Source organism: Pelomonas sp. SE-A7, from assembly GCF_030345705.1.
Taxonomy (GTDB): Bacteria; Pseudomonadota; Gammaproteobacteria; order Burkholderiales; family Burkholderiaceae_C; genus JAUASW01.
In genome coordinates, this window is sequence record NZ_JAUASW010000001.1 from 1789451 (window position 1) to 1811617 (window position 22167).

12 protein-coding genes and 1 pseudogene are annotated in these 22167 nt (G+C 68.9%); 7 read left to right on the forward strand and 6 right to left on the reverse strand.

Annotated features, from left to right (window positions below):
* Positions 1 to 67 precede the first annotated feature (67 nt).
* From QT382_RS08075 to QT382_RS08095, 5 genes are all read right to left on the reverse strand, one after another.
* Positions 68 to 3910, reverse strand: coding sequence for an ATP-binding protein (locus tag QT382_RS08075; RefSeq protein ID WP_289253520.1), 3843 nt, complete (start codon positions 3908 to 3910; stop codon positions 68 to 70).
* A 57-nt stretch (positions 3911 to 3967) separates the two neighbouring features.
* Positions 3968 to 7738, reverse strand: coding sequence for a two-component regulator propeller domain-containing protein (locus tag QT382_RS08080; RefSeq protein WP_289253521.1), 3771 nt, complete (start codon positions 7736 to 7738; stop codon positions 3968 to 3970).
* A 119-nt stretch (positions 7739 to 7857) separates the two neighbouring features.
* Entirely contained in the window at positions 7858 to 11721 is a 3864-nt protein-coding gene (locus tag QT382_RS08085; RefSeq protein WP_289253522.1) for a two-component regulator propeller domain-containing protein, read from the reverse strand.
* 54 nt (positions 11722 to 11775) lie between these two features.
* Positions 11776 to 13323 (reverse strand): ubiquinone biosynthesis regulatory protein kinase UbiB, encoded by a 1548-nt coding sequence (gene ubiB / locus QT382_RS08090; RefSeq protein ID WP_289253523.1) that lies wholly within the window; start codon positions 13321 to 13323, stop codon positions 11776 to 11778.
* Positions 13320 to 13850, reverse strand: a complete 531-nt coding sequence (locus QT382_RS08095) for a hypothetical protein (RefSeq protein ID WP_289253524.1) — start codon at positions 13848 to 13850, stop codon at positions 13320 to 13322. The genes ubiB and QT382_RS08095 overlap by 4 nt, the downstream gene beginning before the upstream one ends.
* A 129-nt stretch (positions 13851 to 13979) precedes the next feature.
* On the opposite strand from QT382_RS08095, the gene galE reads away from it, so the two are divergent.
* The 7 genes and pseudogenes from galE to QT382_RS08130 form a co-directional block, all read left to right on the forward strand.
* Positions 13980 to 14999: a UDP-glucose 4-epimerase GalE gene (galE, locus tag QT382_RS08100; RefSeq protein WP_289253525.1), complete on the forward strand. Its 1020-nt coding sequence runs from the start codon at positions 13980 to 13982 to the stop codon at positions 14997 to 14999.
* Between the two features lie 78 nt (positions 15000 to 15077).
* Positions 15078 to 16535 carry a mannose-1-phosphate guanylyltransferase/mannose-6-phosphate isomerase gene (locus QT382_RS08105; RefSeq protein WP_289253526.1) on the forward strand — a complete coding sequence of 486 codons (1458 nt, stop codon included), beginning with the start codon at positions 15078 to 15080 and terminating at the stop codon, positions 16533 to 16535.
* A gap of 9 nt (positions 16536 to 16544) precedes the next feature.
* Complete coding sequence (gene rfbB / locus QT382_RS08110; protein WP_289253527.1) at positions 16545 to 17600, forward strand: dTDP-glucose 4,6-dehydratase; 1056 nt, start codon at positions 16545 to 16547, stop codon at positions 17598 to 17600.
* A gap of 3 nt (positions 17601 to 17603) precedes the next feature.
* On the forward strand, positions 17604 to 18491 hold the full coding sequence (gene rfbD, locus QT382_RS08115; RefSeq protein ID WP_289253528.1) for a dTDP-4-dehydrorhamnose reductase: 888 nt from the start codon (positions 17604 to 17606) through the stop codon (positions 18489 to 18491).
* 12 nt (positions 18492 to 18503) lie between these two features.
* Positions 18504 to 19397 carry a glucose-1-phosphate thymidylyltransferase RfbA gene (gene rfbA / locus QT382_RS08120; protein WP_289253529.1) on the forward strand — a complete coding sequence of 298 codons (894 nt, stop codon included), beginning with the start codon at positions 18504 to 18506 and terminating at the stop codon, positions 19395 to 19397.
* A gap of 18 nt (positions 19398 to 19415) precedes the next feature.
* The gene (gene rfbC, locus QT382_RS08125; RefSeq protein WP_289253530.1) at positions 19416 to 19973 is read left to right on the forward strand and encodes a dTDP-4-dehydrorhamnose 3,5-epimerase; all 558 of its coding nucleotides are present in this window, start codon (positions 19416 to 19418) and stop codon (positions 19971 to 19973) included.
* 402 nt (positions 19974 to 20375) lie between these two features.
* Positions 20376 to 21040, forward strand: a pseudogene (locus QT382_RS08130) (transposase); the annotation flags it as partial.
* An 800-nt stretch (positions 21041 to 21840) separates the two neighbouring features.
* Here QT382_RS08130 and QT382_RS08135 read toward each other — a convergent pair.
* The gene (locus tag QT382_RS08135; protein ID WP_289253531.1) at positions 21841 to 22161 is read right to left on the reverse strand and encodes a hypothetical protein; all 321 of its coding nucleotides are present in this window, start codon (positions 22159 to 22161) and stop codon (positions 21841 to 21843) included.
* Positions 22162 to 22167 lie beyond the last annotated feature (6 nt).

Sequence of the window (22167 nt, forward strand, 5' to 3'; positions counted from 1 at the left end):
GCATTATCGTTGAGCGCTGCGGCCCGGCTGCCCTCGGGAAATCCCCGCGGCCCAGGCTCTGGGTGCCCTAGGGCGCCACGCGCGGCAGCAGGATCTCGAACACCGCGCCCTGCCCCGGCTCGCTGCTCACCGTGAACTGGCCGCCCAGCAGCGAGCTGACGATGGTGTAGCTCAGGTGCAGGCCCAGGCCATTGCTGCCCGAGCCCATGCGGGTGGTGAAGAAGGGGTCGAACACCCGCCCCAGGTGGGCCGGCGCAATGCCCGAGCCGTCGTCGCTGAAGCGCAGCCGGATGCGGTCGGCGCCCAGCGCCTCGGCCTGCAGCCGCATGCGGCCGCCCTGACGGCCGTCGAAGCCGTGGATCAGCGAGTTCAGCACCAGATTGCTCAGCACCTGGCCCAGCGGACCGGGGAAGCTGTCCAGCTCCAGATGCTCCGGCACGTCGAGCAGCAGCTCGTGCCCCCCCTTGTGCATGCGGTTGGCCAGGCTGAGCTTGACCTCCACGCAGACGCCCGCCAGCTCGAACTGGCGGCGCTGCTCGGCCGCCTGGTCCACGGCCAGCTGCTTGAAGCTGCTGATCAGGCCGGCCGCCGCATGCAGGCTGCGCAGCAGCAGCTCGGTGCCGAACGCGGCCTGCTCGCAAAATGTCTGCAGGTCCGAGCGCCGCAGCTGGCCGCTGCTGGCGCTCTCGGCCAGGCGCCGTGCATCGTCGCGCAAGGTGCTGGCAGCCAGCAGGCTGTTGCCAATGGGTGTGTTCATCTCATGGGCCACGCCGGCCACCAGGGAGCCCAGCGAGGCCAGCTTTTCCTGGGCCGCGAGGCGCTGCTGGGCCTGCTTGAGCTGGCGGTAGGCCTCGGCGTTGTCCAGGGCCACAGCGGCATAGGCGCCCAGGGTCTGCAGCATGTCCAGGTGGGTCTGGTCGTAGGCATCCGGCTGGTCGCTGAGCACGCTGAGGATGCCTATCACCTCGCCCTTGACCTTGAGTGGCACGTACAGGGCCGAACGGGCCTGCGTGGGCTCGCTGCCGTCGGACAGCAGCAGCCGCTCGCCCTCGCTGCCCCGCACCCCCTCATCGAGCAGGCGGTTGTCATGCGCGAACTCCCGCACCAGCATCGCCTCGCCGCTGGCCACGCAGCGGGCCGCCGGCTGCTCCACCACGTCCAGGCTGCGCTGATAGGGCCGGTAGGCCAGGCCGCGCTCGATCATGAAGTCGAAATCGACCACGCGCCGCTCGCGGTCCACCAGGCCGATGCCGAACACCGTCGCCGGCATCAGCGTTTCCACATGCTCCAGCAGGGCGCGCTGGATGCGCTCCAGGTCCAGCGAGGCGGTCAGGTCGCGGCCGATCTCGCTCAGCGTGGCGATCTGCTGGCGCTGGGCCTGCACCTCGGCCGTGCGGCGGCCGACCTCGCTCTCCAGCTCCCGCTTGGCCATTTGCAGGCGCCGCAGCCGCAGCTGCCAGACCAGGGCTGGCGTCAGCAGCAGCAGAACCACCAGCAGGCCGCGGAACCCGTAGGAGCGCCACCAGGGCGGCAGCACCTCCACCTCGACCAGCTGGCGCGCCTCGCCCCAGGCGCCGTCCGGGTTGGCCGCCTTGGCCATCAGCCGGTAGCGGCCCGGGTCCAGATTGGTGTAGGTGGCCAGGCCCTCGCCCGGCGGGCCGAGTATCCAGTCGGCATCGAAGCCTTCCAGCCGCCAGGCGTACTGGATCAGGCGCGGGCTGTAGAAATGCTGGGCCCGCAGGTCGAAGCTGACCATGGTCTCGTGATGGCTGAGCCGCACCGCGCCGGCCTGGGCCAGCGGCCCCTGGATGCCCAGTGCCTCCAGGCTGCTGGCCGCCTCCGAGCGCACCGGCAGGTCGGTCGGCTTGTCGGCCAGCGAGCGGTTGAAGATGCGGATGTCGGCCAGCACCACCGACGGAGGATGCGGGTTGTCCTGCAGCTGCGAAGGATTGAAGCGCAGCAGGCCGGCCCCGGAAAACAGCAGGCTGCCGTCGTCCAGGGCCTGGCTGCCGCCCTGGGCGAATTCACCGGCGAAATAGCCGCGCCGCGCCGCATAGTGGCGCAGGCTGCGGCGCTCAGGGTCCAGCCGGCTCAGTCCGTCGGCGCTGGCGAACCACAGGGCGCCGTCGGGCGCGTTCTCCAGGCTGTGTATCCAGCCGCGCGGCATGCCGGCCAGGCCGCGCCAGGAGCGCAGCTGCCAGCGGTTCTGCGGCGCCGGCTCCAGCTCGTACAGGCCCACGGCCGAACCGATCCAGAGGCGGCCGGCCAGGTCCTGGCGCAGCATCAGCACCGGCAGCTCGCCGGGCTTGATGACATCGCTGCTGGCCTGCACCGGCTGCACGAAGGCATCGAGGTCGGGGTCGTAGAGCTGCAGGCCGGCCTTGCTGCCGGCCCAGAGTCGGCCCTCGCGGTCCTCCAGCAGGTGGTCGATCACCTCGTTGCTCAGGCTGCCGTTCTTGCCTGCCCGGTAGCGCTTGACCTGGCCCTCGGCCTCGATGCGGTAGATGCCGCCGGCACTGGCAACCCAGATCCGGCCCTGGCGGTCGGCCAGCAGCGAGGCGATGGACGTGCCGGGCCCGGCGGTCTCGTGCAGGTCGATGCGGCGGATCTGGCGGCCCGGCAGCTCCATCAGGTAAAGGCCACCATCGCCGCCTATCCAGAGTCGGTCCCGCTGCAGCAGCAGGGCCTTCAGATAGCGCATGGGCAGCTGGCTGGCCGGCACATGCTCGGCCGTGCCGTCCACCAGGTTGAGCCGGTCCAGGCCCTGGCCATAGCTGGCGACCCAGGCGTGGCTGGCGCCCTCCTGCTGAACCGCCATCAGGCCGTCGCTGGCCAGGCTGTCAGGATCGCCGACCACCGAGCGATAGCTGCGGAAGCCGCCACTGCGCGGATCGACCACCGACACGCCGGCGCCCCAGTGGCCGGCCCAGATCACGCCACTGCGGTCCTCGAACAGCAGAGACACCGAGTTCTGCGCCAGGCTGTCGCGCAGCGCCGGATGGTGGCGATGGGCCTGCATCTTGGCCTCGCCGGCCGGCCAGCGCCAGAGCCCCGCGTCGCCGAAACCCAGCCACAGCGTGCCCTTGCTGTCGAGCAGCGAGGCGTGCAGGGGCGCCCGGGGCAGGCCCAGTTGATCGGGCAGCGGCAGCACTTCGCCGCTGCGCGTGTCCATCACCCGCACGCCGAGGTTGCTGCCGACCCAGGCCCGCCCGGCCGCATCGACCACCAGGCTGCGAACGCCCTCCTGCCCGCCAAAGTATCCCAGCGGCCAGCGCTGCACGAGTTCGCGCTCGGCATCCACGTGGAGCAGTTCGCGCCCACCCACCAGCCACACGCCGCCCTGCCCGTCGGCCAGCACGCTGGACAGCGTCGGGCTCTCGCCCGCGCGCAGCGGCTGCAGTCCGCGCAAGACCACCGGGTCGAGCCGGCGGCTCTCGGTGTCGTACAGCATCAGGTCGCTGCTGCGCTGTACCCAGACCTTGCCGGCCCGGCCCGCCTGCATGCGCAGCACCCGGGCGCCGCGGCCGCTCCGCGGCTCGGGCATCTCGATGTGGCGGGCCACCTCGGTCCTGAGGTCGAACTCGTCGACACCCAGGTCGGTGCCCACCAGCAAGCGTTCGCCGGGCAGCAGCACCAGGGTTCGGGCATAGGCATTGCGCAGCGTCTTGGGATCGGCAGGCTCTGGTGCAAACAGCTTTCCTGCGCGTCCGTCGTAGCGCAGCAGCCCGTCCGTCGTACCCAGCCAGACCAGGCCGCGCGCGTCTTGCTGCGCCGCCACCACCGAGGTCTGGACGCCCAGCTGATCCGGACCCAGCCGTTCGAAGCGCAGGCTCTGCAGACCTGACCCCGCCTGGGCTGCCTGCAGGACGCAGAAGCAGAGCAGGAAGGACAGCTGGCGGAACCACGGCATGCCCGCAGCCTAGCGAGAAAGCAGCATCTGCTCCAGTGGCGAATCCGGCACAGCCCCTCAATCGCGGCGGGGTGCCTCGCGCGGCATCTGGATCTCGAACACCGACCCCTGTCCAGGTTCGCTGCTCACGCTGATCTGGCCACCCAGCATGGAATGCACCAGGGTATAGGCCAGGTGCAGGCCCAGGCCGTTGCTGCCGCGGCCGAAGCGGGTGGTGAAGAAGGGATCGAAGACCCGCCCTATGACATCGGGGGCCATGCCCTGGCCGTCGTCCGAAAAGCGCAGGCGGATTCGCTCGGCCCCCAGCGGCTCGGCACTCAGGCGAAGATGGCCGCCGCGCCGGCCGGCAAGACCATGTTCGACGGCGTTGTCCAGCAGCTGTTCCAGCACCTGGCGCAGCCCTCCAGGGAAGCTGTCCAGCACCAGTCCCGGCGGTACGACCAGCTCCAAGGAATGACCAAATTCGGACAGTCCGCTGACACGGGCCTGCTTGAATTCCTCGGCCAGACCGGCCAGATCGAAGCGTCGGCGCTGCTCGCTGGCCTGGTCCACCGCCAGCTGCTTGAAGCTCGCCACCAGGCGGCTGGCCGTCTCCAGGCTGCGCAACAGCAACTCGCCGCCCAGGGCCAGCGATTCACGGAAGCCCTCCAGCTCCGAGCGGCGCAACTGGCCCTGGGCCAGGCCATCGACCAGGCGGTTGGCGTCCTCGCACAGCGTGGTCGCCGCCAGCAGGCCGTTGCCCAGGGGTGTGTTCAGCTCATGGGCGACGCCGGCCACCAGGTGGCCCAGCGAGGCCAGCTTTCGCTGCTCGACCAACTGGCTCTGCGCCGCCTGCAACGCCCGGTAGGCATCGGCGTTGTCCAGCGCCACGGCCGTGTAGGCGCCCAGGGTCTGCAGCATGTCCAGATGCGTCTGCGTGTAGGCGTCCGGCTGCTCGCTGAGCACGCTCAGGATGCCAATCACCTCGCCCTTGATCTTCAACGGCACATAGAGCGCTGAACGCGATTGGGCGGGCTCGCTGCCGTCCACCAGCTGCAGCCGCTGGCCTTCATGGGCGCGCACGCCAGCATCGACATCGCGGTTGTCATGCCCGAACTCGCGCAATATGAAGGCCTCGCCCGTGGCCACGCAGCGAGCCGCCGGCTGCTCGGGCGCGTCCAGGCTGCGCCGGTAGGGCTTGAAGGCCTTGCCCCGCTCGACCATGAAGTCGAACTCCACCACCCGCTCTTCCCGGTTCACCAGGCCCACACCGAACACCGTGGCCGGCATCAACGACTCCACATGCTCGAACAGTGCCCGCCGGATGGCCGCCAGGTCCAGTGAGGCGGTCAGCTCGCGGCCGATCTCGCTCAGCGTGGCGATCTGCCGGGTGCGGTTGGCCACCTCGGCCTCCAGCTCGCGCTGGATGCGCTTGAGCCGGCGCAGCCGCAGCTGCCAGGCCAGCGCGACCGAGGCGACCAGCGATACCGCCAGCAAGGCGCGGAACCAGGGGGCGCGCCACCAAGGAGGTAGCACCTCGACGGCGATCAGCTCCCTCGGCTCGCTCCAGACGCCATCGGGATTGGCCGCCTTGGCCAGCAAGCGGTAGTGGCCGGCATCCAGGTTGGTGTAGGTCGCCAGGCCCTGGCCCGGCCGGCCCTCGATCCAGCGCTTGTCGAAGCCGTCCAGCTTCCAGGCATAGCGCAGCTGGGCGTTGCCGTAGAAATGCTGGGCCCGCAGGTCGAAGCTGACCATGGCTTCGCGATGGCTGAGCCGTAGCTTGGTGGCCCGCTCCAGCACGCCTTGCACGCCCACGTCGGCCAGCACCCGGGCCGAAGGGTCGGCCTCGTCCGGCGCGGCACCCGGGTCCGCTTCGCGCAGCGAGCGGTTGTAGACCTGCAGGTCGGAGAGCAGGACCGACGGCGCCGCGCTGTTGCGTCGGAACGCCGGCAGGTCGATCTCCAGCACGCCCGGCTGGCCGAAGTAGATGCGCCCATCGGCCCCGAGCGCTGAGGCGCGGCCGGAATGGCCCGGCAGGAAGCGCAGGGCCGTGCCGCCGAAACGCTGCACCTCGCGCCGCTCGGGGTCCATGCGGACGATGCCGCCCGTGCTCACGAACCACAAAGCATCGTCATGGCCCAGCTGCATGTAGCTGACGCGGCCGGGCGGCTGGCCCGGCAGGTCGCTCCATGGCCGCAGCTTCCAGCGCTCCCCGGCCGGCTCCAGCGAGAACAGGCCGGCACTGCTGGCCATCCACAGCCGGCCCCCACGGTCCTGCTTCAGCGAGGTGACGACCAGGGTTTCCAGGTCCAGGCCGCCCTCGTCGCGCAGCAGCGGCTGGATGAAGCGCTCGCCCTGCAGGAGCCGCAGGCCGCGATTGGTGCCGACCCACAGCCGGCCCTGGGCATCGACCAGCATGGACATCAGCTCGGATTCGCTCAGCGTGGCCTTGGCACCCTCGACCTGGCTGGGCAGCACGCGGACCTGGCCGTCGCGCTCCCGCACATGGATGCCGTGGCTGGCCCCTATCCAGAGCCGGCCGGCCGGATCCAGCACCAGGCTCACGATGGGCTTGAGCTTGCTGGTCGCCTCGCCCAGCGCCGCGGGCCGGATCTTGCGCGTGCCTTCGGGCAGCCAGTACAGCCCGGTGTCGGCGCCAATCCAGAGTCCGCGCCCCGGCTCGTTCTTCAGCGTCTGCACATAGCCGACCTGCAGGTCGCCGGCATCCGGTTGCTCGGCGGTGCCCGTTTCCAGGTCGAGCCGCACCACCCCCTTGCCATAGGTCCCCAGCCAGAGGTGGCGGTCATCGTCGAGGTCCATGCCGAACACGAAGTTGCTGGGCAAGGTGTCGGCCTCGCTGAACACGCGGGCATAGTGGCGCATGCCGCCCTGACGCAGGTCGACCAGCGAGATCTGGGAGACCCAGGTGCCTATCCACAGCACACCGCTGCGGTCCTGGAAGAAGGCCGAGACCGTGTCGTTGTTCAGGCTGGTGGCGATGGCCGGGTGGTTGCGAAACGCCTCGGCACTCTCGCCACCCGGCTTCACCCGCCAGGCGCCGGCACCACCCGTGCCTATCCAGATCGAGCCCTCGTCGTCCAGCCCCAACGCATGGATGGTCCGCTGCGGCAGGCCCAGACGCTGCGGCAGGTCGAGCTCGCGGCCGTCACCCAGGTCGAGCACGCGCAGCCAGCCGGGGCCGCCCAGCCAGGCCCGCCCCCGTTTGTCGAGGACCATGCTGGACACCCAGGCTTGGCCGGTGGGCGGCGCCGCCAGGGGCCAGCGCTGCAGCACTCGCCCCGTGGCGTCGAGATGGGTGAGGTCGGCGCCCGCCACCAGCCACACGCCGCCCTTGCCGTCGGACTGCATGGCCTCAAGCCTCGGCTTGCCCACCCTGGGCCAGGCATTGAGGCCTTCCAGCGGCACGGCTGTGAAGCGGCGTGTCGCCATCTCGTACTGCAGCAGTTGCCAGGGCGTCTGCACCCAGACCCGACCCGGCCCGGCCGGCTGCAGCTGCCTGACCGAGCGCTCGGGCAGACGGCGCTCCTCAGGCCAGGCCAGGCGCTCGTTGGTTTCGGAGCGCGGGTCGAACAGATTGAGCCCATCCACCGTGGCGACCAGCAGGCGGCCATCGTCCTGCCAGAGCAGGCTCTGCACCCAGGAGTGGCTCAGCGAGCCGGGATCCCGCGGATTGTGGGGAAAGCGCCAGCCGCGGCGCCCGTCGTAGCGGACCAGGCCCCCGGTCGTGCCCAGCCACATCTGGCCCAGGTCGTCCTGCAGCGCGCAGATCAGCACGCCGGCCGAATCCAGCCTCTCGTTGCCGAGGAGCTCGAAGCGCAGGCTTTGCATGCCAGGTCCGGCCTGTGCCTGCAAGCCAAGAAATAGCCAGCAAAGCAATAGGAAGCGCAAGGGCCGCATGGGTCCAGACCAAGAAACCGACGCTCCCCGTCAAGGTTATTTGTCTTGTATCAATCGCGTCGTGGCGCGACCAGGGGCAAGAGTATCTCGAAGACCGCCCCTTGTCCCGGCTCGCTGGTGACCGTGACCTGTCCGCCCAACAAAGAGTTGACCAGGGTGTAGACCAGGTGCAGGCCCAGGCCGTTGCTGCCGCGGCCGAAGCGGGTGGTGAAGAAGGGATCGAACACCCGACCTATGACCTCGGGCGCAATGCCGGCGCCATCGTCCTCAAGCCGCAGCCGCAGCCGCTCGGCGCCCAGCGGCTCGGCCACCAGGCGCAACAGGCCGTCACGGCGGTCGCCAAACCCATGCTCGATCGCGTTGTCCAGCCACTGCTTCAGCACCTGGTGCAGGGCGGACGGATAGCTGTCCAGCATCAGTCCGTCTGGCACCTCCAGCTGTAGTCGATGCCCCCTCTCGGCCAGCACGCCCAGGTGCAGGCTTTTCAGCTCCTCGGCCAGACTCGCCAGCTCGAAGCGACTGCGCTGCTGGTCGACCGGGTCGACCGCCAGCTGCTTGAAGCTGCTCACCAGGTCGCTGGCCTTGTGCAGGCTGCGCAGCAGCAGCTCTTCGCCGGCATCGAGCGAGCGCTCGAAGTGCTGCAGGTCGGCACGGCGCAGCTGGCCCTCGTTGAGCACCCGCGTCAGCTTGCGGGCATCCTCGAACAAGGTGCTGGCCGCCAGCAGACCATTGCCCAGCGGCGTGTTGAGCTCATGCGCCACGCCCGCCACCAGATGCCCCATGGCCGCCAGCTTGCGCTGCTCCACCAGCTGGTGCTGCGCCTCCTGCAGCGCGTGGTACGCATCGGCGTTGTCCAGCGCCACGGCCGTGTAGGCGCCCAGGGTCTGCAGCATGTCCAGATGGGTCTTGTCGAAGGCATGCGCCTGATCGCTCAGCACGACCAGCACGCCCATGGTCTCGCCCTTGATCTGCAAGGGCACATAGATCGCCGAGCGCGCAACGCTGGGCACGCTGCTGCCGTCGGCCAGCTCGACCTGCTGGCCCGGACGCTCGCGCACCGCGGCATCCAGCAGCCGGATGTCCTGTTCGAACTCGCCAATCAGCAGGGGCCGGCCTTCTCGCACGCAACGGGCCGCCGGCTGCTCGGCCGCGTCAAGGCTGCGGCGGTAGGGCTTGATCGCCTGGCCGCGATGGATCATGAAGTCGAACTCCACCACGCCCTCCTCCCGATTGACCAGGCCCACGCCGAAGGTGGTGGCCGGCATCAGCGATGCCACATGCTTGAACAGCGCGTTCTGGATCGCCGCCATGTCCAGCGACGCGGTCAGCTCGCGGCCGATCTCGCTGAGCGTGGCGATTTGCTGGCGCTGGGCCTGCACCTCCGCCGTGCGCCGCGCCACTTCGGATTCCAGCCGCAGCTGCTCCCGCTTCAGCCCGCGCAGCCGCAGCTGCCAGGCGCTGACCAGGCCGGCCAGCAGCAGCAAGCCCACCAGGCCACGGAACCAGGCCGACTTCCACCACGGCGGCAGCACCTCGACCTCCAGCAGCTGGCGCGGCTCGCCCCAGACTCCGTCCGGGTTGGCCGCCTTGGCCATCAGCCGGAAATTGCCGGCATCCAGGTTGGTGTAAGTGGCCAGGCCCTGGCCGGGCCGGCCTTCTATCCAGCGCTGGTCGAAGCCTTCCAGCTTCCAGGCGTAGCGGACCTGGCCGGGGCTGTAGAAATGCTGGGCCCGCAGGTCGAAGCTCACCATGCCCTCGCGATGGCTGAGCCGTACGGCCTGAGCCCGCTCCAGCACGCCCTGCACGCCCACATCGGCCAGGCTCTGGGCCGAGGGGTCGCTGCTGTCGGGCTTGTCCTCGGGCCTCGCATCGCGCAGCGAGCGGTTGTAGACCTGCAGGTCGGACAGCAGCACCTGCGGCGGCACCGCATTGCTGCTGTAGGCCGCCGGGTTGAACTGGATCACGCCGGACTGTCCGAAGAACAGCCGGCCCTGGGACCCCAGCGCCGCTGCACGCACCTGAATGCCACCCAGCAGGCGCCGTGCCAGGCCGTCGTAATGCCGGGCCTGCCGGCGCTCGGCATCCAGCCGCACCAGGCCGGCCGCGCTGGCGAACCACAGGCCGTCGTCCTGGTCGACCAGCAGGTTGCTGACCCCGCCAGCCGGCAAGCCCAGCACCTCGGTGACGGCCCGCGCCCGCCAGCGCCCGCCAGCGGCCGCGACCAGCTCGAACAAGCCGAACTCGGTCCCCATCCAGAGCCGGCCCCGTCGGTCCTGGGCCAAGGCCAGCACCTTCAACAGGTCGAGGTCCAGGCCGGGTATGTCGGCCAGCAAGGGCTGGACGAAGTGCTCGCCCGCCAGCAGGCGCAAGCCCCGGTCGGTGCCCACCCACAGGCGGCCCTCGCGATCGGGCAGCAAGGCGGTCACGGCGGATTCGCTCAACGTCGCCTTGCCGCCTTCGACCTGCACCGGCAAAGCCTGCACCTCGCCATTGGCCGCCACCTTGAGGACGCCATGGCGGCCGCCCAGCCACAGCTGGCCCGCGCCGTCCAGCTTCACCCGACGCACGGCCTTCAGCTTGCCGGTCCATTCGCCCAGCGGCGCCAGGCGCACCCGGGTTTCACCCACGGGTAGCAAGTACGCGCCGGTGTCGGCACCAATCCACAAGCCCCGGCCCGGCTGCCAGCTCAGCGCCTGCGCATAGCCCAGCGGCAGGTCACCGCTGTCCAGCGCCTGGGCCTGGCCGGTGTCCAGGGTCAGGCGCAGCACGCCGCCGCCATAGGTAGCGACCCAGACATGGTTGTCATCCTCGACCTCGATGGCATGCACGCTGAAGTCGGGCAGGGTGTCGGGCTCGCTGAACACCTGGGAGTAGCTGCGCCAGCCCTTCTGGCGCAGATCCGCCAGCGAAACCTGGCCGCTCCAGCTGCCAACCCAGAGCACGCCGCTGCGATCCTGGAAAAGGCCCGAGACCGAATCGGCGACCAGGCTCCGGGGCTGCGCCGGATGGTTGCGGAACTGCTCCGCCTTCGCACTGCCGCGAGGCACGCGCCACAGACCTTGGCTGCCGGTGCCTATCCAGACCGTGTCCTCGTCGTCGGCCATCACGGCATGGACCGACTTGCCGGCCAGGTCCAGGTTCTCAGGCAGCGGCAATTGCCGGCCGTCACGCAGGTCGATCAATTGCAGCCAGCCCCCGCCACCAACCCAGGCCCGGCCTTGCTTGTCCACACTCATGACCTCCACGTCGGTCCTGCCCTTGGGCGGCCTGGCCAGCGGCCAGCGCTGGCTGATCCGGCCCTGATGATCGACATGAATCAGCTCGATGCCGGCCACCAGCCAGACGCCGCCCTGGCCATCGGACTCCAGGCCGACCAGGTATGCACCGGCTTCGCCGCCAAACTTCTGCAAGCCTTCCAGCGGCACCGGCGTGAACTGCCGCTGCCTGGGCTCGTACAGCAGCAGCTCGAAGTAGGTCCGGGTCCAGATCTTGCCTTCCGTGGCCGGCTGCAAGCCGCGCAGGCCGCGATGGGCCACGCGCCGCTGACCCGGCAGCGCCACGCGCTCGTTGGCCTCGGTGTAGGTGTCGAAGACATTGAGGCCATCGGCCGTGGCCACCAGCAGCACGCGCTCGTCCTGCCACATCAGCGCCTGGACCCAGGAATGGCTCAGCGAGCTGGCATTGCGCGCGTCATTGCGAAACAGCTTGCCGCGCCGGCCGTCGTAGCGGACCAGGCCGGAGCTGGTGCCCAGCCACATCTGGCCCAGCCGGTCCTGCACCGCGCATTGCATAGGGCCGCCCGCGCCCAGTTGCTCGGGCTGCAGGTGCTCGAAGCGCAGGGTCTGCAGGCCCGGACCTGCCCACGCGCCAAGGACCAGGCCTAGCCACAGGATCAGCATGCGGAGGGCAGGCATGGCGCCAGCCTAGCGGCAAAGCGCGCGGCCCTCCAGTGGCGGGCAGCCCTCGAATCAGAGGGTGCTGAAGACCCGCATCGCCACCAGGCCCAGCACGAAACCCAGGCCGACGAGGACCAGGGTCTGCAGCAGCCGGTTGGTGCGGCGCTGCTCCAGCAAGAGCGCCCGCAGCAGTTCGCCGTCCTGTGGCCCGGCCTGGCGCTTCAGCGATTCGTGCAGCAGCCGCGGCAGCTCGGGCAGGAACTGGGCAAAGCGCGGCGCTTCCTTCTTCAGCTGGCTGACCAGGGCGCGCCAGCCGATCTGCTCGTCCATCCAGCGCTCCAGGAAGGGCTTGGCCGTGGCCCAGAGGTCCAGCTCGGGGTCGAGCTGGCGGCCCAGGCCCTCGATGTTCAGCAGCGTCTTCTGCAGCAGCACCAGCTGGGGCTGGATCTCGACGTTGAAGCGGCGCGAGGCCTGGAACAGGCGCATCAGCACCTGGCCCAGCGAGATGTCCTTCAGCGGCCGGTCGAAGTGCGGCTCGCAGACGGCGCGCACCGCGCTTTCCAGCTCGTCGACCCGGGTGTCGGCCGGCACCCAGCCCGACTCGATGTGCAGCTCGGCCACGCGCTTGTAGTCGCGCTGGAAGAAGGCCACGAAGTTCTGCGCCAGGTAGTCCTTGTCGTTCTCGCTGAGCGTGCCGATGATGCCGAAGTCCAGCGCGATGTAGCGGCCGAAGGTCTCCGGCGCCAGGCTGACCTGGATGTTGCCCGGGTGCATGTCGGCATGGAAGAAGCCGTCACGGAACACCTGGGTGAAGAAGATGGTGACGCCATCGCGGGCCAGCTTCTTGATGTCGATGCCGGCCTCCCTGAGGCGCTGCATCTGCGAGATCGGCACGCCGACCATGCGCTCCATCACGATGACGTCCTGGGTGCAGAGCTCCCAGATCATCTCGGGCACCATGACCAGCTGCAGGTCGTCCATGTTGCGGCGCAGCTGGGCGGCATTGGCGGCCTCGCGCACCAGGTCCAGCTCGTCGTGCAGGTAGGTGTCGAACTCGGCCACGACCTCGCGCGGCTTCAGGCGACGGCCGTCGGCCGAGAGCCGCTCGACCCAGCCGGCCAGCGTCCGCATCAGCGCCAGGTCGTCCTCGATCACGTCCAGCATGCCGGGCCGCAGCACCTTGACCGCCACCTCGCGGCCGTCCTTGAGCACCGCGAAATGCACCTGGGCGATGGAAGCGCTGGCCACCGGCTGGTCCTCGAAGCTGGCGAACAGCTCCTCGATGCGGCGGCCGAAGGCCTGTTCGATCAGGGCCCGCGAACGGGCGGCGTCGAAGGGCGGCACGCTGTCCTGCAGCTTGGCCAGCTCGCCGGCGATGTCGGCCGGCAGCAGGTCGCGCCGGGTCGACAGCACCTGGCCGAACTTGACGAAGATAGGCCCCAGCCGCTCCAGCGCCAGGCGCAGGCGCACGCCGCGCGGCTCGTTCCAGCGGCGGCCGAAGGACACGATGCGGTGCAGCCAGCGCATGCGCCGGCCGCTGAAGGCCGCCAGGGCCAGCTCGTCCAGGCCGAAGCGCCGGAGGGTCCAGGCGATGACCAGCAGCCGGGCCAGGTACCTCATGGGTTCTTGCGGGCCCCGAAGCCGGCAGCGCCTTGTGCCACGCCGGCCAGCTGGCTCAGTGCCGCAGTAGCGGCCTGGCCGAAGCGCGCCAGTTGCTGGGCCGCCAGCGGACCGACCAGGCTGGCCAGGTCGTCGGCGATATCCCAGCGCAGATTGGCCATCAGCCAGTTGACCTCGCCGGCCAGGGCCGCGTCACCCTGAACGGTGACACGCGGCTTGACGCCGCTGAACGCGCCCAGGGCCATGGCGGCCGGATTGCTGGCGTCCAGCTCGACCCGCAGGTCGGGCTGGGCCGGCACCGCATCCAGCCGCTCGAAAAGGCCGGCCGGCGTGACCTGCAGGGCCAGGTCGGGCGCCGCGGGCAGCAGCGACGGCCAGCCGCCGAGGCTGATCACCAGGCTGCGGCCCGACTGCGGCTTGAGGCGCTCGGTGGCCACGCTTTCGCGCGACAGCACATGGTTGATGAGCAGAACCAGGCGCTCCTGCACGGCAGGGGCCAGGGCTTGGGACCATTGATCAAAAGGCATCGGGGCATTGTAGGCAGCCCGCCGGGACGGGGATTTGCCACAGATAGGCCCCGGCGAGGCAGCGCCGCTGAGAGAGAATCCGCGCGCAAGCCTCCCGGGGCACCCCGGGCGCCAACGAGCATCATCCCCATGAGCAGCAACCCCAAGATCCTCCTGACTGGCGCCACCGGCTACATCGGCTCCCACACCTGGCTGGCCCTGCTGGCTGCGGGCTTCGACGTGGTCGGCGTGGACGACTTCTCCAACAGCTCGCCGGCCGTGCTGCCGCGCATCGCCCAGTTGTCCGACCAACAGCCGCAGTTCGAATGCGCGGACGTCGGCGATGCCGAGGCCATGCAGGCGCTGTTCGCCAAGCATGCCTTCGAGGCCGTGGTCCATTTCGCCGCCTACAAGGCCGTGGGCGAATCGACCGAGAAGCCGCTGGACTACTACCGCAACAACCTCGGCGGCCTGCTGACCATCTGCGAGACCATGGCCTCGCATGGCTGCCGCCGCATCGTCTTCAGCTCCAGCGCCACGGTCTACGGCACGCCGGAGCAGTTGCCGCTGCGCGAGGACGCGCCGGTGTCGGCGGTCAACCCCTACGGCCAGACCAAGCTGATAGGCGAGACCATCCTGCGCGACATTGGCGCCGCCGACCCGCGCTGGCAGACCGCCTGCCTGCGCTACTTCAACCCGGTCGGTGCCCACGAGAGCGGCGAGATCGGCGAGGACCCGCGTGGCATCCCGAACAACCTGATGCCCTACGTGGCCCAGGTCGCCGTGGGCCGCCGGGACGTGCTGAAGGTCTTCGGCAACGACTACGACACGCCCGACGGCACCGGCGTGCGCGACTACATCCACGTGGTCGACCTGGCCGAGGGCCATGTGGCGGCGCTGCGCTTCCTGCTCGGCGGCCATGAGTCGATCACGGTCAACCTGGGCACCGGCCAGGGCTACAGCGTGCTGGACGTGGTGCGCGCCTACGAGGCGGCCAGCGGCAAGCCCGTGCCCTTCGAATTTGCGCCGCGCCGCGCCGGCGACGTGGCCGCCTGCTGGGCCGACCCGCAGCTGGCCGCCGACAAGCTGGGCTGGCGCGCCAGCCGCGACCTCCAGACCATGTGCAGCGACAGCTGGCGCTGGCAGAGCCAGAACCCGGAGGGGTTCTGAAGAGGGCTTTTGACGGCAGGTGCCGGCAAAGCTTTTCCGGCGATTGAACGCCCTACGCCTGCCCACAATAGGACGAGCATGAGCAGCGACAAGAACGTCAAAACGATCCAGGTCCAGCCGGTCATCATGGCCGGCGGCAGCGGCACGCGGCTGTGGCCGCTGTCGCGCGCCGGCTATCCCAAGCAGTTCCTGGTGCTGTCGGGCAACGAGAGCCTGTTCCAGCAGGCCGCCCGCCGCCTGGCCGACCTGGGCGCTGCCGACATCGCCACCACGGCGCCACTGATCGTCGGCAATGAGGAGCACCGCTTCCTGCTGCTGGACCAGCTGCGCGAGACCGGCATCGAGCCCGGCGCCGCCCTCTTGGAGCCCTGCGGCCGCAACACCGCACCGGCCGTGACCCTGGCCGCGCTGGCCGCCGTCGAAGGCGGTGACGATCCGGTGCTGGTGGTGACGCCGGCCGACCAGACCCTGACCGACCCGGCCGCCTTCAAGGCCGCGATGCAGCAGGCGGTGCGCGAAGCCGCCGGCGGTGCCATCGTCATCTTGGGCATCAAGCCCGAGCGGCCCGAGACCGGCTACGGCTACATCCGCGCCGAGGCCGACGGCAGCGGACTCAAGGTTGCCGCCTTCGTCGAGAAGCCTGATGCCGCCACCGCCCAGAAGTACCTGGACAGCGGCGACTACAGCTGGAACGCCGGCATGTTCGTGCTGCGCGCCAGCACCTGGCTGGCGGCCCTGGGCCAGTTCCGTCCGGACATCCTCGAAGCCACCCGCGCCGCCTGGACCGCCCGCAGCACCGACGCCAAGTTCATCCGCCCCGGCAAGGCCCAGTTCGCCGCCGTGCCCAGCGAGTCCATCGACTACGCCGTGATGGAGCGCTGCCCCGGCAGCGCCTTCCTGCTCCGCATGGTGAGCCTGTCGGCCGGCTGGAACGACCTGGGCGCCTGGGAGGCGGTCTGGCTGGTGGCCGACAAGGACGCCGAGGGCAATGCCTCGGTGGGCGACGCCATCGTCAAGCAGAGCCGCAACACCTTCGTCCATGCGACCAGCCGCCTGGTCAGCGTGGTCGGTCTGGAAGACGTGGTCGTGGTCGAGACGCCGGATGCGGTGCTGGTCACCGACCGCTCGCGCAGCCAGGAGGTCAAGGCCATCGTCGGCCAGCTGCATGCACAGAACCGCGGCGAGCTGGACTTGCCACGCAAGGTCCACCGCCCCTGGGGTTGGTACGACAGCATCGACCACGGTGAACGCTTCCAGGTCAAGCGCATCATGGTCAAGCCCGGTGCCTCGCTGAGCCTGCAGATGCACCACCACCGCGCCGAGCACTGGATCGTGGTCTCGGGCACGGCCGAGGTCACCAACGGCGACCAGATCTTGCTGATCAGCGAGAACCAGAGCACCTACATCCCGCTGGGCCAGAAGCACCGGCTGCGCAACCCCGGCAAGGTGCCGCTGGAAATCATCGAGGTGCAGTCCGGCACCTACCTCGGCGAAGACGACATCGTCCGCTTCGACGACACCTATGGCCGCAGCTGAGAAGTCACCATGAGCATCCTCGTCACCGGCGGCGCCGGCTTCATCGGCAGCAACTTCGTCCTGGACTGGCTGGCCCAGAGCGACGAACCCGTCGTCAACCTGGACGTGCTGACCTATGCCGGCAACCCCGAGAACCTGCAGGCGCTGCAGGGCGATGCCCGCCATGTCTTCGTGCAAGGCGACATTTGCGACCGCGCCCTGGTCGACAAGCTGCTGGCCGAGCACCAGCCCCGCGCCATCGTCCACTTCGCGGCCGAGAGCCATGTGGACCGGTCCATCCACGGCCCCGGCGCCTTCGTCAAGACCAATGTGGAAGGCACGTTCACGCTGCTGGAAGCGGCCCGCGCCTACTGGAACGGCCTGGACCAAGCCGGCCAGCAGGGCTTCCGCTTCCACCATGTCTCGACCGACGAGGTCTACGGCTCCTTGAAGAAGGACGACCCGCCGTTCGCCGAGACCAACGCCTACGAGCCCAACAGTCCCTACTCGGCCAGCAAGGCCGCCAGCGACCACCTGGTGCGCGCCTGGCACCACACCTACGGCCTGCCGGTGCTGACCACCAACTGCTCGAACAACTACGGGCCTTATCACTTCCCCGAGAAGCTGATCCCGCTGATGATCGTCAACGCCCTCGCGGGCAAGCCACTGCCGGTCTACGGCGACGGCCAGCAGATCCGCGACTGGCTCTACGTCAAGGACCATGCGGCCGCGATCCGCGCCGTGCTGGCCGGTGGCCGGGTCGGCGAGGTCTACAACGTGGGCGGCTGGAACGAGATGGCCAACATAGCCATCGTCAAGACGGTGTGCCGCCTGCTGGACGAACTGCGCCCTTCGAGCGAAGGCCCCTACGAGCGCCTGATCACCTACGTCAAGGACAGGCCCGGCCACGACCGCCGCTACGCCATCGACGCCCGCAAGATCGAGCGCGAACTGGGCTGGCGCCCGGCCGAGACTTTCGAGACCGGCATCCGCAAGACGGTGCAGTGGTACCTGGACAACCCGGACTGGGTGGCCCATGTGCAGAGCGGCTCCTACCGCGAGTGGCTCAGCAAGCAATACGGCTGATCGATGAAGATTCTGCTGCTCGGCAAGAACGGCCAGCTCGGTTGGGAGCTGCAGCGCGCGCTGGCGCCGCTGGGCAACCTGGTGGCGCTGGACCGGCGCGACCAGGGCGGCGACCTGGCCGATGCCGAGTCGCTGCATGCGCGCGTCCTGCGCGAGGCGCCGCAAGTCATCGTCAATGCCGCGGCCTATACCGCGGTGGACAAGGCCGAGTCCGAGCCGGCCATCGCCCAGCAGATCAATGCCGCCTCGGTCGGCGTGATCGCCTCGGCGGCCCAGCAGCTGGGCGCCCTGCTGGTCCATTACAGCAGCGACTACGTGTTCGACGGCAGCGGCAGCGCGCCGCGCGACGAGTATTCGGCCATTGGTCCCCTGAGCGTCTACGGCGCCGGCAAGGCCGCCGGCGAGGCCGGCATCCGGGCCAGCCGCTGCCGCCACCTGATCCTGCGCACCAGCTGGGTCTATGCGGCCCGCGGCGGCAACTTCGCCAAGACCATGCTGCGCCTGGCCACTGAGCGCGAGCAGCTGAAGGTGATCGCCGACCAGATCGGCGCACCCACCGGCGCCGATCTGCTGGCCGACCTGAGCGCCCACATGATCCGTGCCACGCTGGACCAGCCCGAGCTGGCCGGCACCTACCACGCGGTGGCCGGCGGCGAGACCAGCTGGCATGCGTACGCCTGCTTCGTCATCGAATGGGCCCGCGCCCGCGGCCTGCCTATCAAGGTGGCGGCCGACCAGGTGCTGGCCATCCCCACCAGCGAGTACCCGACGCCGGCCCGCCGCCCGCTCAACTCGCGGCTCTCGACCGACCGACTGCAGGCCGCCTTCGGCCTCAAGCTGCCGTACTGGCAGCTGGGGGTCGAGCGCATGCTCAACGAAATCCACCCCTGAAGGACCCAGGCCATGACTAGCAAGGCACGCAAGGGCATCATCCTGGCCGGCGGCTCCGGCACCCGGCTGCATCCGGCCACGCTGGCCATGAGCAAGCAGCTGCTGCCGGTGTACGACAAGCCCATGGTCTATTACCCGCTCAGCACCCTGATGCTGGCCGGCATCCGCGACATCCTCCTGATCAGCACGCCGCAGGACACGCCGCGCTTCGAGGCCCTGCTGGGCGACGGCTCGCGCTGGGGTTTGAACATCAGCTATTGCGTGCAGCCCAGCCCGGACGGCCTGGCCCAGGCCTTCATCCTCGGCAAGGATTTCATTGGTGGTGCGCCCTCGGCCCTGGTGCTGGGCGACAACATCTTCTATGGCCATGATTTCCAGGGCCTGCTGGGCCATGCCGCCGCCACGACCACCGGCGCGACGGTGTTCGCCTACCACGTCACCGATCCGGAACGTTATGGCGTGGTCGAGTTCGATGCCCGGCAGCAGGCCCTGTCCATCGAAGAAAAGCCCAAGCAGCCCAAGAGCAATTACGCGGTGACCGGCCTCTACTTCTATGACGAGCAGGTCTGCGACATCGCCGCCTCGATCAAGCCCAGCGCCCGCGGCGAGCTGGAGATCACCGACGTCAACGCCCGCTACCTGAGCCAGGACCAGTTGCAGGTCGAGATCATGGGTCGCGGCTATGCCTGGCTGGACACGGGCACGCACGACAGCCTGCTGGAGGCCAGCCAGTTCATCGCCACGCTGGAAAAGCGCCAGGGCCTCAAGGTCGCCTGTCCCGAGGAGGTGGCCTTCCGCTCGGGCTGGATAGACGCAAGCCAGCTGGAAGCACTGGCACGCCCGCTGGCCAAGAACGGCTACGGCCAGTACCTGCTGCGCCTGCTGGACGAGAAGCGCGCGTTCTGAACGAGTCCCGAGAGCACCATGAGCCTCAAAGCCACACCGACTGCCCTGCCCGAGGTCTTTCTCATCGAGCCGCGCGTGTTCGGCGATGCCCGCGGCTTCTTCACCGAAAGCTGGAACGAGCAGGCCTTCAATGCCGCCACAGGCAACTCCCTGCCCTTTGTGCAGGACAACCATTCGCGCTCCAGCCGCGGCGTGCTGCGCGGCCTGCACTTCCAGCTGCCGCCCCATGCGCAGGGCAAGCTGGTTCGCGTGGTCAGCGGCGCGGTGTTCGACGTGGCCGTGGACCTGCGCCGCTCCAGCCCGCGCTTCGGCCAATGGGTGGGCTTCGAGCTCAGCGCCGACAACCACCGGCAGATGTGGATACCGCCGGGCTTTGCCCATGGCTTCCTGGTGCTGAGCGAATCGGCCGACTTCCTCTACAAGACCACCGACTTCTACTCGCCGCAAAGCGAGGGGGCGGTGCGCTGGGATGATCCGGCGATCGGCATCCAGTGGCCGGATGTCGGTGTGGCTCCGCTGCTGGCGGACAAGGACCGGGTGGCGCCAGTTCTGGGTGAGTCGAAGGCTTTTGAATAGCCGCCGGCAGCAAGCACGAGACTAGAACCGTGGCGGTTCCAGCGTAAGGGCGAGGACTTCAGCGCAAGCAAGACGCGTTGGGACGAACACGCTCGGCTGGGCGCTGCGAGGCCATGCAGTTAAGTCAGCACGGCTCGCGCGACGGCGATGCGGTTCGGATTGAGAAGCCCACGGCGCAGCCGGCGGCACTGGCGGCTAAGCGGAGGAAGGGGCTGGTCCTTGCGGACGCACCTGTCCCGGCGTTGCCGTCAGGGCCGGCACTATGGCAGGGTCAGACCACCTCTAGCGAAGGCTTGTTGATAGGCCGCACCATCAACTGGTGCGGCGGTGCCGGTTGTGACCTGCCCGGATTCTTCGAGACACTGATTCCAAGAGTAGATGGCTCCATCCGACGAGGAGCCCATGAAGAAGTGTCGATTCACGGAAGAGCAGATGGTCGCGATCCTGCGCGAAGCGGACCGCACCACGGTGGCCGAGGCCGCCAAGAAGCACAAGGTCAGCGAGCCCACGATCTACGCCTGGCGCAAGCACTTCGGCCAGCTTGAAGTCGCGGACGTCAAGCAGCTCAAGGCGCTCGAGTTGGAGAACAGCTGGCTCAAGAAGCTGCTGGCCGAGGCCACGCTGGACAACGCGATCCTGAAGGAAATCAACGCAAAAAAATGGTGAGCCCGCTTGCTCGACGTGCTCAGGTCGCCTTCGCTCGCGAGCGAGGCCTGAGTCTGCGCCGGGCTTGCGGGCTGATCGGCATGCCGCGCTCCACACCGAGCTACGAGCCGCGCCTGCCGGCCAAGGATGCGCCGGTGATCGAGGCCATGAAGGAACTCTCTGCGCTGTATCCGCGCTACGGCTACCGGCGCATCCGCGTGTTCCTGCGCCGCAAGGGCTTCGAGTTGAGTTGGTCGCGCACGCATCGCCTGTGGCGACAGGCGGGCCTGCTGGTGCCCAGGAAACGGCCTCGCAAGCGCATTGCCTCCGTGCGGCCGCGCATGCACACGCCCTTCAAGGCCAACATGGTCTGGGCCTATGACTACGTCTTCGACACGACCGCCAGCGGCCGCAGGCTGCGTCGGGTGTGTCGTTCTCCAATGCCTTTTGCGAGACCCGCCAGGTCGTGGCGAGCAAGGCCTGCGGCAGAGAAGCCGCAGCGCTGGGACGGGTGAGGTGGTGCAAGTGGTTCAAGTTCGATTCCTTCGGTTGTTGGGTTGTTCGGTGCCGCAGCGAGAAGCGCGCATGCGGCGGCCAAGGCGCCTTTGGAGGGGCAGCGCCGAATGGGCCTCAAGGGGCCGGCCGTGGTCTGGTTGAGAGGCAGGAGCTGCGGCGCGCGAACGCACGAACCCCGAGGGGTTCGCGGACCACGGCAGAGCCCGTGTCAGCGCGAGGGCTGAAGTGCGCGCAAGGCGCGTTGGGACGAACGCGCTCGGCCGGGCGCGGCGAGGCCATGCAGGTCAGCACGGCTCGCGCGACGGCGAAGCGGTTCGGATTGAGAAGCCCACGGCGCAGCCGGCGGCTCTGGCGGCTAAGCGACGAAGCAGGCTGGTCCTTGCGGACACACCTGTCCCGGCGTTGCCGTCAGGCCCGGAGCATCGTCCGGGTCAGACCGCCTCTGGCGAGGGCTTGTTGAGAGGCCGCACCATCAACTGGTGCGGCGGTGCCGGTTGACCACGAAGGTCGCTCGGCATTTGGTCAGAGTCACCAGTGCCGCAATGGGCCCCAGTGGTCCGTAGGGGTGTGCTGAGTTAAACGTCAGCTCGTTGTCTTTGCGAGGCGGAGTTTGCCTGAAGCCCGCTCAACCACGCAAGGGGTCGAGCGGGCTTGCAACGCATTGCGGGGCAGCTTTACTCAAGAGGCTGACCACGGGCGTGGTCAGTTACTCCTTAAAGAAGGTAAAGCCCTTCGCATTGGCATCGACGTCCTGGGGCGCGACAGTCTCAATGCCATCCACCTTGAGCACAAGGCCGTCCCTCGAACCACCACTATTCGCCAATGCCTCTGCCAAGTCATTCTTGATGGAAGTCCGAACCAGCTCAATCGCAGTATCAGCATCTTCGGCCTCTACATACCGAGTGGCATAGAACCCAGCAATAGAGATCGTCTTCTTAACCTTGATCAGCCCCCAGAGCACCGGCAGTTCGCCGGGCATCTCCGTTTTCAGACCTTCCCCCTCCATGCGAATCATGAACCAAGTCATATCCAG